The 14,468-nt window shown below is 70.9% G+C and carries 14 protein-coding genes; 8 read left to right on the top strand and 6 right to left on the bottom strand.

All coding sequences use genetic code 11. The features are described 5' to 3' along the window. Positions 1-5 precede the first annotated feature (5 nt). Positions 6-905: an alpha/beta hydrolase gene (locus A5730_RS23170; protein ID WP_067905697.1), complete on the bottom strand. Its 900-nt coding sequence runs from the start codon at positions 903-905 to the stop codon at positions 6-8. Between the two features lie 61 nt (positions 906-966). Between A5730_RS23170 and A5730_RS23165 the strand changes: the two genes are divergently transcribed. The 7 genes from A5730_RS23165 (at position 967) to A5730_RS23135 (ending at position 8,209) form a co-directional block, all read left to right on the top strand. Further along, positions 967-1,797, top strand: a complete 831-nt coding sequence (locus tag A5730_RS23165) for an alpha/beta fold hydrolase (RefSeq protein ID WP_197506329.1) — start codon at positions 967-969, stop codon at positions 1,795-1,797. Positions 1,798-1,955: 158 nt separating this feature from the next. Then, positions 1,956-2,624, top strand: a complete 669-nt coding sequence (locus tag A5730_RS23160; protein WP_067905695.1) for an SAM-dependent methyltransferase — start codon at positions 1,956-1,958, stop codon at positions 2,622-2,624. A gap of 187 nt (positions 2,625-2,811) precedes the next feature. Further along, positions 2,812-3,990 carry an alpha/beta hydrolase gene (locus tag A5730_RS23155; protein ID WP_067905694.1) on the top strand — a complete coding sequence of 393 codons (1,179 nt, stop codon included), beginning with the start codon at positions 2,812-2,814 and terminating at the stop codon, positions 3,988-3,990. 44 nt (positions 3,991-4,034) lie between these two features. Continuing rightward, complete coding sequence (locus A5730_RS23150) at positions 4,035-5,444, top strand: wax ester/triacylglycerol synthase family O-acyltransferase (RefSeq protein ID WP_067905692.1); 1,410 nt, start codon at positions 4,035-4,037, stop codon at positions 5,442-5,444. 105 nt (positions 5,445-5,549) lie between these two features. After that, on the top strand, positions 5,550-6,326 hold the full coding sequence (locus A5730_RS23145) for a crotonase/enoyl-CoA hydratase family protein (protein ID WP_067905690.1): 777 nt from the start codon (positions 5,550-5,552) through the stop codon (positions 6,324-6,326). Between the two features lie 96 nt (positions 6,327-6,422). Continuing rightward, positions 6,423-7,916, top strand: coding sequence for a class I adenylate-forming enzyme family protein (locus A5730_RS23140; protein WP_067905688.1), 1,494 nt, complete (start codon positions 6,423-6,425; stop codon positions 7,914-7,916). Further along, positions 7,913-8,209: a hypothetical protein gene (locus A5730_RS23135; RefSeq protein ID WP_067905686.1), complete on the top strand. Its 297-nt coding sequence runs from the start codon at positions 7,913-7,915 to the stop codon at positions 8,207-8,209. Before A5730_RS23140 ends, A5730_RS23135 begins: the two co-directional genes overlap by 4 nt. Positions 8,210-8,213: 4 nt before the next feature. On the opposite strand, the gene A5730_RS23130 is transcribed toward A5730_RS23135, so the two are convergent. From A5730_RS23130 to A5730_RS23120, 4 genes are all read right to left on the bottom strand, one after another. Continuing rightward, positions 8,214-8,780 (bottom strand): TetR/AcrR family transcriptional regulator, encoded by a 567-nt coding sequence (locus A5730_RS23130; protein ID WP_055404545.1) that lies wholly within the window; start codon positions 8,778-8,780, stop codon positions 8,214-8,216. 89 nt (positions 8,781-8,869) lie between these two features. After that, on the bottom strand, positions 8,870-9,001 hold the full coding sequence (locus A5730_RS25320) for a hypothetical protein (RefSeq protein WP_255353617.1): 132 nt from the start codon (positions 8,999-9,001) through the stop codon (positions 8,870-8,872). Positions 9,002-9,211: 210 nt separating this feature from the next. Further along, positions 9,212-10,693: an aldehyde dehydrogenase gene (locus tag A5730_RS23125; protein ID WP_067905684.1), complete on the bottom strand. Its 1,482-nt coding sequence runs from the start codon at positions 10,691-10,693 to the stop codon at positions 9,212-9,214. A gap of 95 nt (positions 10,694-10,788) precedes the next feature. Beyond that, complete coding sequence (locus A5730_RS23120; protein WP_067905683.1) at positions 10,789-11,568, bottom strand: class I SAM-dependent methyltransferase; 780 nt, start codon at positions 11,566-11,568, stop codon at positions 10,789-10,791. A gap of 57 nt (positions 11,569-11,625) precedes the next feature. Here A5730_RS23120 and A5730_RS23115 point away from each other — a divergent pair, with 57 nt between their 5' ends. Then, positions 11,626-12,792, top strand: coding sequence for a glycosyltransferase family 4 protein (locus A5730_RS23115; RefSeq protein WP_067905682.1), 1,167 nt, complete (start codon positions 11,626-11,628; stop codon positions 12,790-12,792). Here the strand turns inward: A5730_RS23115 and A5730_RS23110 are convergent. Then, positions 12,772-14,466, bottom strand: coding sequence for a hypothetical protein (locus tag A5730_RS23110; protein ID WP_067905681.1), 1,695 nt, complete (start codon positions 14,464-14,466; stop codon positions 12,772-12,774). The two genes, A5730_RS23115 and A5730_RS23110, sit on opposite strands and share 21 nt — an antisense overlap. Positions 14,467-14,468: the final 2 nt, after the last annotated feature.

The raw sequence follows: 14,468 nt of genomic DNA, 5'->3' as shown, positions 1-14,468 counted from the left end.
GGCGATCACGCCGCGAGGGCGAGCGCCGCGCGCAGACTGCCGCATTGGCTGTCGAAAAACCGCTGCGACACTTGCGCTTTGGGCACGACGAGGTCGAAGCCGTGGAAGGCGCCCGGAACGGTCTCGACCTGGCACGGCACCCCGGCGGCGGTCAGGCGTTCGGCGTAGGCCAGGTCCTCGTCGTGGAACAGGTCATGCGTGCCGACCCCGATCCAGGCCGGCGGCAGGCCGCTGAGGTCTTCGCGCCGCCCCGGCACCGCCACCCGCGGGTCGGCGTCGCCGAGGTACGCCGACCAACCGAACTCGTTGCTGCGGTTGTCCCACAGCCGGTAGTTCGGACTGCGGCCGGTGGCCGAGCTGCGGTCGTCGAGCATGGGATAGGTCAGCAGCTGAAACGCGGGGCTGACCTCGGCACGGTCTCGGGCCAGCAGGGCCAGCGCCGCGGCCAGCCCGCCGCCGGCGCTCGCGCCGCCGATCGCCACCCGGTAGCGGTCCACGGACGGCAGCCCGGCCAGCCACGTCAACGCCGAATAGCAGTCCTGAAGCGGCGCGGGATACGGATGCTCCGGTGCCAGGCGGTATTCCACCGACGCGACGATGATGCCCAGCCGCCGGCTGAACTTGCTGCAGAGCCGGTCGTCCTGCTTTGCCGTGCCGATCACGTACCCGCCGCCGTGGATCCACAGCAGCGCCGGGGACGGCTCGGCCAGACCCGTCGGCCGGAAGAGCCGGACGCCGGCCCCCGAACCCAGGGTGATCACTTCAACGTCACGGGCGGGCCTGCCCAGGCGTTCGCGCAACGCCATGCTGGCCCGCATGATCGGCAGGGTCCGGCGACCGACCAGGCGGCGGGGGGCGAAACGGGCGATCCGCTGCAGGTCAGGATGAACTTCGGTGTGCGGCACCGCATCAGTATCCCCGACGCCTCACGGGCGAAACCTGGTATCAGTGATACCGGGAGGCAACGTGAGCGGAAACGCCCCGCGGCTGAATCCGCGGTTCGTCGACACCGGGCTCGGCAAGATTCGCGTGCAGGTCACCCCCGGCACCGGCGCCGCCGTGCTGCTGTGGCCCAGCCTGCTGATGACCGGGGACCTGTGGGCCGGCCAGGCCGCGCGCTTCGGCGAGGCCCACCGCCTGGTGCTCATCGACCCGCCCGGCCACGGCGGCAGCGAGCCCCTCCGGGCGGGCTTCACCTTCGCCGACTGCGCCCGCTGCGTCGTCGACCTGTTGGACGGGCTCGGCATCGACCGCGCCCACTTCGTCGGCAATTCGTGGGGCGGCATGATCGGCGCCACCTTCGCGGCCCACTATCCCGACCGCGCGCACCGCGCCGTCCTGATGAACTGCACGGCGTCGAAAGCCGGTGCCGTTCAGAAGGCGAAGTACGCGGCCATGCTCCGCGTGGCGGCGCTGCTGGGCGGGATCCGGCCGCCCCTGACGCGGTCGGCGCTGCGCGCCTTCGTCGGCCCGACGACGCTGCGCACCCGGCCCGACGTGGTCGAGGCCGTGCGCGCGAACCTGCGGGCGGTCAACATCGAATCGGCGCGATGGGCGGTCCGCAGCGTGGTGCCCGCCCGGCCCGACCAGCACGCCCTGCTGCGAACGATCACGGTGCCCGTCCTGGTGGTCGCCGGCGCGGAGGACGCCACGTTCCCGGTCGCGGAGACCCGGGCCATGGCCGAGTCGATCCCCGGCGCGGCCTTCCGAGTGCTCGACGGGATCGCACACCTGGCGGCGCTCGAGGATCCCGCCCGGGTGAATGACGTGCTGGACGCCTTCCTGTTCGACGGCTGATGCGTGAGAACCCTTGGATTAACCGATCGAAGATCGGGGTATCGAAGCAATGCTGACGAGCGTGTGTCAGCGTGCAGCTGTTGCTAGTTCGTCGTCGCAACGTCCCGGGCCGGGACCGAGCGCGGGCCGCCCGGTGGGGCAGGACGCGAGGGACGTGAATGCTGGGTCATCTCTACGATCGGGCACTCGGCGGCGAGCGATGTTGGATCCGTCACGACGACGGCGAGCTGCGGCCGCTGCCGGCGCACCGCTGGTTGGGCGTGCGATGTCCGGATGACGTGTGTCCCGGTGATGGATCTGGTGACGCCTTCGACGAAGACTTCGACGAAGCCGTCACGCAGATGTGCACCGGGCCGACCATCGAATTGGGTTGTGGGCCGGGCCGGTTGGTGGCCCGGCTGATCCAGCGGGGGATACCGGCCCTGGGCATCGACCGCTCGGTGGCCGCGATCCGGCTCGCGGGCCGCGGCGGCGCGCCGGTCCTGCTGGGTGACGTGTTCGACCCGCTGCCCGCGATGGGGCTCTGGCAGACGGTGCTGCTGGTCGACGGCAACGTCGGCCTTGGCGGAGACCCGCGCCGCATCCTGGGGCGGGCGACCGAGCTGTTGGCGCGGGGCGGGCGCTGCGTGGCCGAGTTCGACGCCGAGGACATCGGCGTCCGTTCGCGCTGGGTGCGGCTGGAGTCCGCGCGCGAGGTCGGGCCCTGGTTCCGGTGGGCGTCGGTCGGCGTGGACAGCGCCGCGGCGCTCGCCGCGCAGGTCGGCCTGACGCTGACCGGTTGCCGGCTGATCGGCGGCCGGGTGATCGCGTGCCTGGCCGCCAGGTGAGCGTGTCGCGACCGGCGCCCCGCCGTTGACTGGCAAATGTTGTCGGCGCGGAGACCAGGTCGAATCAACGCACGGCAATCCCGGTCCGGCCGCCTTTCCCGCGCCGGCCGTCGCGTCGACCCAAACGTCAGTTTCGGAACTGGGGCCGGGGGTACGCTGCCCTCACACGACGGCAAGGAGGCCGACTATGAGTTCGTGCGCGAAATGGTTGCTGCGGGCCCGTCCCGGCGACTACGCGCTGGCCTTGAGCGTCGCGAGCGCTTCGCTGCCGGTGGTCGGTAAACACCTCGAGCCCCTGGGCGGACTGACCGCGATGGGTATCTGGGGAGCCCGGCACGCGAACGACTTCCTTTCCGGACGCAAGGAGCGGCAGCCCTCGGACGGCGACGCCGCCCGGCCCCAGGACGGGGCGAGCCTGCAGGACGTGTCCGTCGCGGCCCTGCGCGGCATCGTGTCCGCCGCGGACCTCGAACTGGAGTGGCCGGCCGCGCTGCGCACGCCGCCGATCTGGGACGGGTTGCGCCAGCGCCGCTACCTGCACCGTCGCGCGGTCCACTATGGCGACCACCCCGCGCAGGTGCTCGACGTCTGGCGCCGCAAGGACCTGCCCGCGCAGCCCGCGCCGGTGCTGATCTTCGTGCCCGGCGGCGCCTGGGTGCACGGCAGGTGCATGGGGCAGGGCTCCGCCCTGATGTCGCGGCTGGCCGAGCAGGGCTGGGTCTGCCTGGCGATCGACTACCGCGTCGCCCCGCACCACCGCTGGCCGCGCCACATCGTCGACGTCAAGACGGCGATCGCGTGGGCCCGGGCAAACGTCGACAAGTTCGGCGGTGACCGCAATTTCGTCGCGGTGGCGGGCTGTTCGGCCGGCGGCCACCTGTCCGCGCTGGCCGGGCTCACCCCCGACGACGCGCAGTACCACGCGAAGCTGCCCGAAGGCGCCAACACCTCGGTGGACGCCGTGGTCGGCATCTACGGCCGCTACGACTGGGAGGACCGCTCGACTCCGGAACGGGACCGGTTCGTCGACTTCCTCGAGCGCGTGGTCGTCCGCAAGCGGATGGACCGTCACCCCGAGGTGTTCCGCGACGCGTCGCCGATGGCGCGCGTGCACCGAAATGCCCCGCCGTTCTTGGTGATTCACGGCAGCCGGGACAGTGTCATCCCCGTCGAGCAGGCGCGCAGCTTCGTCGACCGGATGCGCGCGGTCTCGCACTCAATGGTCGGCTACCTGGAGCTGCCCGGCGCGGGCCACGGGTACGACCTCATCGACGGGGAGCGGGCGGGCGCCGCGGCGCACGCGGCGTCGCTGTTCCTCAACCAGGTCTATCGCACCAAGACGAACGCGGCCAAAGAGGTTATCTGAACTGCCGCCGCTGAGTATGGTCCCTCTATGGGTAAGGGGCAGGGGTGAAACGGCTCAGCGGGTGGGACGCGGTTCTGCTGTACAGCGAAACGCCGAACGTGCACATGCACACCATCAAAGCCGCTGTGGTCGAGCTGGATCCCGATCGGCATGACTTCGACATCGACACGTTCCGCGAGGTCATCCGTGGCCGGCTGAACAAGCTCGAGCCGTTCTGCTACCAGCTGGTCGAAATACCGTTGCAGCTACACCATCCGATGTGGCGGGAGAACTGCGAGGTGGACCTCTCCTACCACATCCGGCCGCTGCGGCTGCCGGCGCCGGGCGGGCGGCGCGAGCTGGACGAGGCCATCGGGCGCATCGCGAGCACGCCGTTGGACCGCAGCCGCCCGTTGTGGGAGATGTACTTCGTCGAGGGCCTCGCCAACAACCGCATCGCGGTGGTCGGCAAGATCCACCACGCGCTCGCCGACGGCGTCGCGTCGGCCAACCTGCTGGCCCGCGGCATGGACCTGCAGCCGGGGCCGGAGGGCGGCCCGTACGTGTGCGATCCGGCGCCCACCACCCGGCAGCTGATGAGTTCGGCGTTCGCCGATCACCTGCGCCACGTCGGACGGATCCCCGGGACCATCCGCTACACCGCCCAGGGGCTCGGCCGGGTCCGGCGCAGCTCCCGCAAGCTGTCCCCGGAGCTGAGCCGGCCGTTCGAGCCGCCACCGAGTTTCATCAACCACAAGATCACCCCCGAGCGCAGGTTCGCCACCGCCACCCTGGCGCTGGCCGACGTGAAGGAGACCGGCAAGCGGCTGGGCGCGACGATCAACGACATGGTGCTCGCCATGTCGGCCGGGGCGCTGCGGACGCTGCTGCTGCGCTACGACGGCCAGGCCGAACCCCTGCTGGCGTCGGTGCCGATGAGTTACGACTTCTCGCCCGACCGGATCTCCGGGAACCGCTTCACCGGCGTGCTGGTGGGGCTGCCCACCGATTCCGACGATCCGCTGGAGCGGGTGCGGTGCAGCCACGAGAACGCCATCGCCGCCAAGGAGAGCAACCAGCTGATGGGGCCGGAGCTGGTCAGCCGCTGGGCGGCCTACATGCCGCCCGCCCCCACCCAGGCGTTCTTCCGGTGGGCCTCCGGCCGGGACGGGCACAACAAGATCCTCAACCTGAACATCTCCAACGTGCCCGGGCCGCGACAGCGCGGCCGGGTGGGTGGCGCGCTGGTCACCGAGATCTATTCGGTGGGTCCGTTGACCGCCGGCAGCGGGCTGAACATCACCGTGTGGAGCTACGTCGATCAGCTCAACATCTCCGTGCTGTCCGACGGCGCCACGCTCAAGGACCCGCACGAGGTGACCGAGGCCATGGTCGCCGATTTCATCGAAATACGCAGGGCCGCAGGGCTTTCCGAGGAACTCACCGTTGTCGAAGCGGCGATGGCGCCGGCCTGACCGGCGCGTCGTCGGAAATGCCACTCTCGCCTGGCGTCAATGGCGTTCTAACCGACCGCTAACATCACAGCAGCCGTCCCTATCCAATGAAGCTGTGGGAGCACCGTGAGCGAAGAAGCCAACGAACCCGAAGTCCTGGTTGAACAGCGGGACCGGATCCTGATCATCACGATCAACCGGCCGAAGGCCAAGAATGCGGTCAACGCCGCGGTGGCCAACGGCCTCGCCGAGGCCGTCGACCGGCTCGACGGCGATCCGGGCCTCTCGGTGGGCATCCTCACCGGCGCCGGCGGTTCGTTCTGCGCGGGCATGGACCTCAAGGCCTTCGCGCGCGGCGAGCTGCCGATCGTCGAGGGTCGCGGCATGGGCTTCACCGAGCGTCCGCCCGTCAAACCGCTCATCGCGGCCGTCGAGGGCTACGCCCTGGCCGGCGGCACCGAGTTGGCGCTGGCCACCGACCTGATCGTCGCGTCCAAGGACTCGGCCTTCGGTATCCCGGAGGTCAAGCGCGGACTGGTCGCCGGCGGCGGCGGCCTGCTGCGGCTGCCGCAGCGCATCCCGTCGGCCATCGCCATGGAGCTTGCTCTCACCGGTGACAACCTGCCGGCCGAGCGGGCGCACGAGCTGGGATTGGTCAACGTGCTGGCCGAGCCCGGCAAGGCGCTCGACGAGGCCATCGCGCTCGCCGAGCGGATCGCGGCCAACGGGCCGCTCGCGGTGGCCGCCACCAAGCGGATCATCGTCGAATCGCGCGGCTGGAGCCCCGAGGAGATGTTCGCCCAGCAGAACAAGCTGCTGGCCCCGGTGTTCTCGTCCAACGACGCCAAGGAGGGGGCGATCGCCTTCGCCGAGAAGCGTCCGCCGCGCTGGACGGGCAGCTGAGGCCGCGGTCCGCGGCCCGGCCTCGGCGTGGTTAAACTACAGTCGGGCATGACACTTTTGGCCAGCTTTGTAACGCGTTGATACCGGAGTGCAAGCGTGAGTATTTCGTTGCTGCTGGAGATGGCGGCGTCGAGCAATCCCCATCGCACGGCGGTTGTCTCCGGTGACCTGCGGCTGACCACCCAGCAGCTCAGCGATCTCGCCGACGGCGGCGCCGGGGTCATCGCGGAATCGAACGCCAAGCACGTGGTCTACGTGGGCACCGGCGGCGCGGCGCTGCCGGTGCTGATCTTCGCGGCCGCGCGCGCCGGGGTGGCCTTCACCCCGATCAATTACCGGCTGTCGGCCGACGGCATCCAGGCGCTCATCGATCGCCTGCCCGAACCGCTGGTGATCGTCGACGGCCGCTACCGGGACATGGTCGGCGACGCCGCGGGCCGGCTGATGACCACCGACGAGTTCCTGGCGGCCGCGCGCGACAACGAGCCGGCCGCGGAATTTCCCGACCCGGACTCGGTCGCGATCGTGCTGTTCACCTCGGGCACCACGTCGCAGCCCAAGGCCGTCGAACTGTCGCACAACAACCTCACCAGCTATGTGACCGGCACGGTGGAGTTCGAATCGGCCGCCGAGAGCGACGCCGCGCTGATCTGCGTGCCGCCCTATCACATCGCCGGGGTGGGCGCCGCGCTGTCGAACCTGTACGCCGGCCGCAAAATGGTGTACCTGCCGAATTTCGAAGCGCAGGAATGGGTTCGGCTGATCAACGCGGAGAACGTGACCACCGCGACGGTGGTGCCCACCATGCTGGACCGCATCGTCGCCGCGCTGGAGGCCGACGGCCACGAGCTGCCGTCGCTGCGCAACCTCGCCTACGGCGGTTCGAAGGTGGGGCTGCCGCTGGTGCGCCGGGCACTGGAACTGTTGCCGGAGGTGGGCTTCGTCAACGCCTACGGGCTGACCGAGACGAGCTCGACCATCGCGGTGCTGACCCCCGACGACCACCGGGCGGCGCAGGATGCGTCCACGCCCGAGGCCGCCCGGCGGTTGGCGTCGGTCGGGCGGCCCGTGCCGGGCATCGAGATCGAGATTCGCGATGAGGACGGCAATGTGCTCTCCCCCGGCGAAACCGGCGAGCTGTTCGTCCGCGGTGAGCAGGTGTCCGGACGCTACACCGGGATCGGTTCGGTGCTCGACGAAAACGGTTGGTTCCCAACCAAAGACATCGCCATGCTGGACGAGGAAGGCTACTTGTTCATCGGCGGGCGCAGCGACGACACGATCATCCGCGGCGGCGAGAACATCGCCCCCGCCGAGCTCGAAGAAGTCTTGGTCGAGCATCCGCACGTGCGCGACGTCGCCGTGGTCGGCGTCGAGGATCCGCAGTGGGGCCAGGCGATCGTCGCGGTGGTGGTGCCCCGCCCCGGCGCGGAACCGGACCCCGAGGAATTGCGCGAGCATGTCCGTAAAAGCTTGCGCGGGTCGCGAACCCCGGACCGAGTGGTGTTTCGCGACGAGCTGCCCACAACCCCCACCGGCAAGGTACTTCGCCGGGAGATCATCGAGACGCTGGAAGGGCTACGCGCATGATCAAGAACGGAACCCGCCTGGCCAGCCAGGTGTGTGACACGCAGGTGATCGTCGTCAGGAGCGCCGACAGCCTCGACGACTTGCGTTGTGGCGGTGTGCCGATGGTGCCGATAGGCGGCGAGCGGTCGGGCGAGTTGGACCCGGCCTTCGCCGCCGGCACCGTGATGGGCAAGCGCTACGTCGACGAGACCGGCGCCGAGGTGCTGGTGACCAAACCGGGCGCGGGCAGCCTGAGCGTCGGTCAGACCGCGCTGCAGCTCAAGGAGGTCAAGCCGCTGCCGGCCAGCGACTGAGGCGTTACTCGCCGATGTTGTTGCGGAGCACGAATTCCCTTGCCTTGATCAGGAATTCGAGCTGATCGCCGACCTGGCGCAGCGGATCGATGCTGCCGCTCGAACGGGACAGCACAATGGCGCCCTCCAGGGCGGCGACCGACATCATGGCCAGTGATGCGGCGCACGGCTCGTCGAAGCCGTCGTGAGTGAACGCCCGGGTCAACGCGGCGCACCAGCGGCCCAGGATGGCGCCGGCCTCCTCGGAAAGCTTGGGATCGGTGTCATCCGAGCCGATCGCCGCGGCCACCACCGGGCAGCCGGCGTTGAAGCCGCCCTCGGTCAGCAGGCGCTCCCAGAACTCGACGAACTTGCCCAGCAGCACCCGGGCGCCCTGGTCGACGGCGTCGTCGATCATCGCGGTGATGGAGTCACCGGAATAGCGCAGCGCCTCGATCAGGATCTGGTTGCGGCCGTCGGGGAAGTGGTAGTAGACGGAGCCGCGCGGCGCGCCGCTGCGGGCGAGCACCGCGTCGATGGTCACCCCGGCGGCGCCGCGTTCACGCATCACCTCGGCGGCGCTGGCCAGCATCTTCTTGCGTGTGCCGCCGCGCTTCGTCGGGGTGAGGTCCTGCACTGCTTCGCTCGTGGTCGCCACTCTCGTGCCTCCCATGGCTAACGTCACGCAGCGTGCGAATGCCGAAGCGCCGGCCAATGCATGCTGCGCGGGTTAAAGCGGAAAGTCCGGCGCTTGAGGTCGGGCATCTCGCGGGTGAATTGATAGCCGCCGATGTTCAGCTCGATGATCCACATGATTCTCTCCCGGCCTTAGCGCCGCCCGTGATTATGCTTAGAAGCATATAAGACATCGGTCCAGTAAGCAAATATATTCCCTAAGTAAGCGCTGAAGCACCGTAAATGCCCGCAAGGGCCGTCTGGGCGCGCGGTTTACCGGGGCGTAACTAACGATTTTCTATGCTATTTTGCATAATTTGGCCGCCGGCGCGGCCGAAACGCCAGGCGTCAGCCCTCGATCGTGTGGCCCATCGGCATCAGGACGCTCTTCTGCTGGGTGAAGTGCTCCACGCCCTCGGGGCCGTTCTCGCGGCCGATGCCGGAGTTCTTGTAGCCGCCGAACGGGCAGCACGGGTCGAAGGCGTACCAGTTGATCCCGTAGGTCCCCGTGCGGATCTTCTCCGAGACCTCGATGCCCCGCTGGATGTCGGTGGTCCACACGCTGCCGGCCAACCCGTACGCCGAGTCGTTGGCGATCTTGATCGCGTCGTCCTCGGTGTCGTATCCAATGATGCTCAGCACCGGCCCGAAGATCTCCTCCTGGGCGATCGTCATCTTGTTGTCGACGTCGGCGAACACCGTGGGCTGCACGAAGAAGCCGCTGTCGAGCCCCTCCGGCCGGCCGCCGCCGCAGACCAGCCGCGCGCCCTCCTCGATGCCCTTGGCGATGTAACCCTCGACGCGGGCGCGCTGCTTCTCCGAGATCAGCGACCCGATCTGGGCGGCCGGGTCGGACGGCAGGCCTACCGGCAGCATTTGCATGAAATTGCTGACGGCGTCGACGATTTCGTCGTACCGCGACCGCGGAGCGAGGATGCGGGTCTGGGCCACACAGGCCTGCCCGGTGTTCATGATCCCGGAGAAGACGAGCATCGGGATGGCGGCGGCCAGGTCGACGTCGTCGAGCAGGATGGCTGCCGACTTGCCGCCCAGTTCCAGGGTGCACGGCTTGAGCATCTCCGCGGCGCGGCGGCCGATCTCCTTGCCGACGGCCGAGCTGCCGGTGAAGGAGAAGAGGTCGACGTGTGGGTTGGAGGTCAGCGCCTGCCCGGTCTCGATGCCGCCGGGCACCACCGAAAGCACGCCCTCGGGCAGCCCGGCCTCGGCGAACACCTCGGCCAAAAGGTTTGCGCTCAAGGGGGTTTCGGCGGCCGGCTTGAGCACCACCGTGCAGCCGGCGAGCAGCGCCGGGCCCAGTTTGTTGACGGCCAGGAAGAGCGGCACGTTCCACGCGACGATCGCGCCCACCACGCCGATCGGCTCGCGGTAGACGATGCTCTGCCCGTAGCCGCCGTTGCGAATGTCCCGCCACTTGACCTGGTCCACCGCGGGGCCGGCGAAGAAGTTGAGCGCGCCGATCGAGCTCATCCAGTGCATCGTCTCGATGCCTGTGGGCGGCTGGCCCGTCTCGCCCGCGAGGACGGCGGTGAACTGCTCTTTGCGTTCCTCCATCAGCGTGAGCGCCTTGGCGATGACGGCCGCACGCTCCTTCGGCGGCGTCGTCGGCCAGGGGCCGCTGTCGAACGCCGCACGGGCCGCGGCCACCGCGGCGTCGACGTCGGCCGCCGCCGCCAGGGGAGTCTTGCCGATGTACTCGCCCGTGGCCGGGCAGTGCACCTCGATGACGTCGGCGCTGGACGGTTCCGTCCACTTGCCGCCGATGAAAAGTTTGTCGTATTCGGTCGTGGCCGCAGTCTTGGTGTCGCTCATCTAGCGCCGCTCCTCCTCATTGCTGCGCGCTGCATCGTCGTCGGCGCGCATGGCGCCACCCTACCCAAGCCGACGCAAAACGAGAACACGTTTCACTATTGGGGTTGCAGGACCAGCACCAGATTGCTCACGCCGAATTCGCGCAGCACCGGTACGCCGGTCAGCCACCACGCCCATCGGGGGTGGTAGCGGGGAAATGCGGCCACCGCCGCCCCGGTGCTCGCGGCCCACGTCAGGCCGTCGGCCGCGGACACGGCGAACAACGACGACCCGTAGTTGTTTTTGGCCGGATGCCCGTGTTTGCGGGCGTACCGGGCGGCGGCGCGGGGGCCGCCGAGGTAGTGGGTCAGGCCCATCTCGTGCCCGCCGAACGGGCCCAACCAGACGGTGTAGGAGAGCACGGCCAGGCCGCCGGGCTTGGTCACCCGCAGCATCTCGGCGCCGAGCTGCCACGGCCGCGGCACGTGCTCGGCGACGTTGGACGCCAGGCAGATGTCCACCGAGTCGTCGGCGAACGGCAACGCCATGCCCGAGGCGCGCACGAAGTTCCCGGCACCCCCGGCGGTCCGGGGGCCGGCCGCGTGCATCTCGCTCGGGTCGGGTTCGACGCCCACGTAGCGGATCCCGGCATCGGCGAAGGCGGCCGAGAAGTAGCCGGGCCCGCCGCCGACGTCGAGCAGGGTGCGGCCCGCCGGCGGCTCGCCGCGCGCGCCCAGCCACAGGTCGCTCACCATCGCGGCGGTGTCGGCCGCCAGCGCACCGTAGAACCGGGCCGGGTCCGACTGCTCGAAGCGGAATTCGGAGAGCAGTCGCAGGGCGCGGGGCAGGGTCGCCCGCCGAGCGAAGACTTGGGTCGGATGCCGGGTCGCGGCCACCGGCCAACCCTACGCAGCCCCGAGCCCGCACCGGCCCGCAAGCTAGGCTGACCAGTGATGTCCGATCTGCGCTCCGTGCTCCTGCTGTGCTGGCGCGATACCGGCCATCCCCAGGGCGGCGGCAGCGAGGCCTACTTGCAGCGCATCGGCGCGCAGCTGGCCGCGTCGGGCATCGCCGTCACCCTGCGCACCGCCCGATACCCGGGCGCGCCCCGCCGTGAGGTGGTCGACGGCGTCCGCATCGACCGCGCCGGCGGCCGCTACTCCGTCTACGTCTGGGCCCTGCTCGCGATGGCCGCGGCGCGGCTGGGGCTTGGACCGCTGCGTCGGGTGCGGCCCGATGTCGTCGTCGACACCCAGAACGGCCTGCCGTTCCTCGCCCGCCTGGTGTACGGCCGGCGGGTGGTGGTGCTGGTGCACCACTGCCACCGCGAGCAGTGGCCGGTGGCCGGGCCGGTGCTCGGCCGGTTCGGCTGGTTCGTCGAGTCGACGCTGTCGCCGCGGCTGAACCGGCGCAACCAGTACGTCACGGTGTCGCTGCCGTCGGCGCGCGACCTGGTCACCCTCGGCGTCGACAACGCGCGAATCGCGGTGGTGCGCAACGGCCTCGACGAGGCGCCGGCGCGATCGCTGTCCGGCCCGCGCGCCGCCGCGCCGCGGGTGGTGGTGCTGTCGCGGCTGGTGCCGCACAAGCAGATCGAGGACGCGCTGGAGGCCGTCGCGCGGCTGCGGCCGCGCATCCCGGGTCTGCACCTCGACATCGTCGGCGACGGGTGGTGGCGCCAGCGGCTGGTGGACCACGTCCGCCGGCTCGGCATCTCCGACGCGGTGACGTTCCACGGCCACGTCGACGACATGACCAAACACCATGTGCTGCAGAGCTCTTGGGTGCAGCTGCTGCCCTCGCGCAAGGAGGGCTGGGGCCTGGCGGTCGTCGAGGCGGCCCAGCACCGGGTGCCGACCATCGGCTACCGCTCCTCGGGGGGCCTGTCCGACTCGATCGTCGACGAGGTGACCGGCATCTTGGTGGACACCCACGCCGAGCTGGTGGATCGTCTCGAGGAGCTGCTTTCCGACCCGGTGCTGCGCGAACAGCTCGGCGCCAAGGCGCACACCCGCAGCGGTGAATTCTCGTGGCGGCAAAGCGCCGACGCGATGCGCACCGTCCTCGAGGCGGTGCGGGCGGGCCACCCGGTGAGCGGCCTAGTCAGCGGCCGGGGCTGACCGGCGCCGCCACCCGCCGACCGCCGCGCCGGCACCGCCCGCCAGCAGCGCCGCCAGCCACGCCAGGTGCGCGATCAGCGTCACCGTCCGCGCGCCTGCGGACACCCCGGCCGCCTCTCCGCCGATGCGATAGAGCGCGAGCCCGTCGTCGCGGTAGACCGGCGTCAGCGCGGAGAGGGTGCGGGCCGAGACCCCCATGTCGCCGGCGGTGTCCGACTCCACGACCAGCCACGCCACCCCGGCCGGGGCCAGGGCGGACGCGTTGGGCCCGGCGAGCAGCAACTGCTGCACCGCGCGGGCGCGATTGCCCTCGCCCGGGATGACGGTCCCCGAGATCACCAGGTCGCCGGTGCTCAGCACGTCGGCGCGCACCCAGCGCGGCAACGGGTCCAACACCGGCGCGCGGCCCGACCAGGTGTAGAGCCGCATGGTGCCGGCCGGCAACACCGCCACCGGCCCGGGCCGTTGGTTGATCGCGGCGGCCACCGCGGCCCACCCGCTCGGATACCGCACCGGCGACAGCTGGCCCCACACGCCCCAGGCCAGGTCCGGCAGCGCGACGACCAGGGCGAGGCAGCACACCGGCGCCACGACAGCCGGCCACACCCACCGGCGCAGCGTCACCACCGCCCCCGCCCCCGCCAGCGCGTAGCCCGGCACGGCCAGCGCCACCCACTTCTGCCCGTCCCGCAACACCCCGAACGCCGGCGTGGCGTCGACCAACGCGCCCAGCAGGTGCAAACCGGGGCCGGTCGCCAGCGCGACCGGCACCAGCACGGCCGCCGCCGCCAACACCAGCAGCGGTCGCACCGCCGGGCGGCGCACCGCGGCCGGCAGCCCGGCCGCCACCGCGCCCAGCAGCACGACGGCCGACGCCACCGCGAACAGCGTGGTCCGCGAGATCGGCACGGCCTCGCCGTTCCAGATGCCACCGAGGCTGGCGAGGCTGCCCAGCGTGCCGAGACCCGGCTCGGCGCGCGGCGCGAACGCGGTCACCCCAAGCGTGTTCGCCGCCGCGTGGGGGGCCAGCGACGCGCCCAGGGCCGACGCGGTGAGCCACGGCAGCGCGGCCACCAGCGCGGCGGCCGGCGCCGCCGCGGCGCACAGCGGCCGGGACCGGCCCGTCCCCGGGGCGGCCACGCACACCAGCCCGACCGCCGCGGCGAGCAGCAGACCGGTCGGCGTCAGCCCGGCCAGCGCGATCCAGAACGCCAGCCCGAAGAACGAGGACGACGACGCCCGCAGCCGCAGCATCGCCGCCGCGACCCAGGGCAGGCAGCCGTAGCCGAGCAGCAGGCTCCAGTGGCCCTGCAGCAGCCGCTCGGCGACGTAGGGGTTCCAGATCGCCAGGGTGCTGGCGACCAGCTCCCCGGGCACGCCCGCGTCGGGCAGCGCCGTCGCGACCAGCCGGGCCGCACCCCACCCCGCGAGCCAGAGGCCCAGCACCAGCAGCGCCTTGACCACGACGCCGCCGTCCAGCACGTGCGAGGCGAGCGCCACCGCGAAGTCCTGCGGCGTGGCCCGCGGCGCCGCCGTCAACCCCAGCGCGGTGTCGGAGAGGTACGAGCGCGGCGTGGAAACGGCGTCGCGCAGCAGCAGGTAACCGGGCTTGAGCAGCGGCCCGACCACCAGCAGCGCCAGGACCAACGCGTAGCCGGGCCGGGTCCAGCGCACGC

Source organism: Mycobacterium sp. ACS4054 (genome assembly GCF_001667275.1).
Taxonomy (GTDB): Bacteria; Actinomycetota; Actinomycetes; order Mycobacteriales; family Mycobacteriaceae; genus Mycobacterium.
Note: the sequence above shows the minus strand (reverse complement) of the source record. Positions and strands in the feature narration are given on the sequence as shown.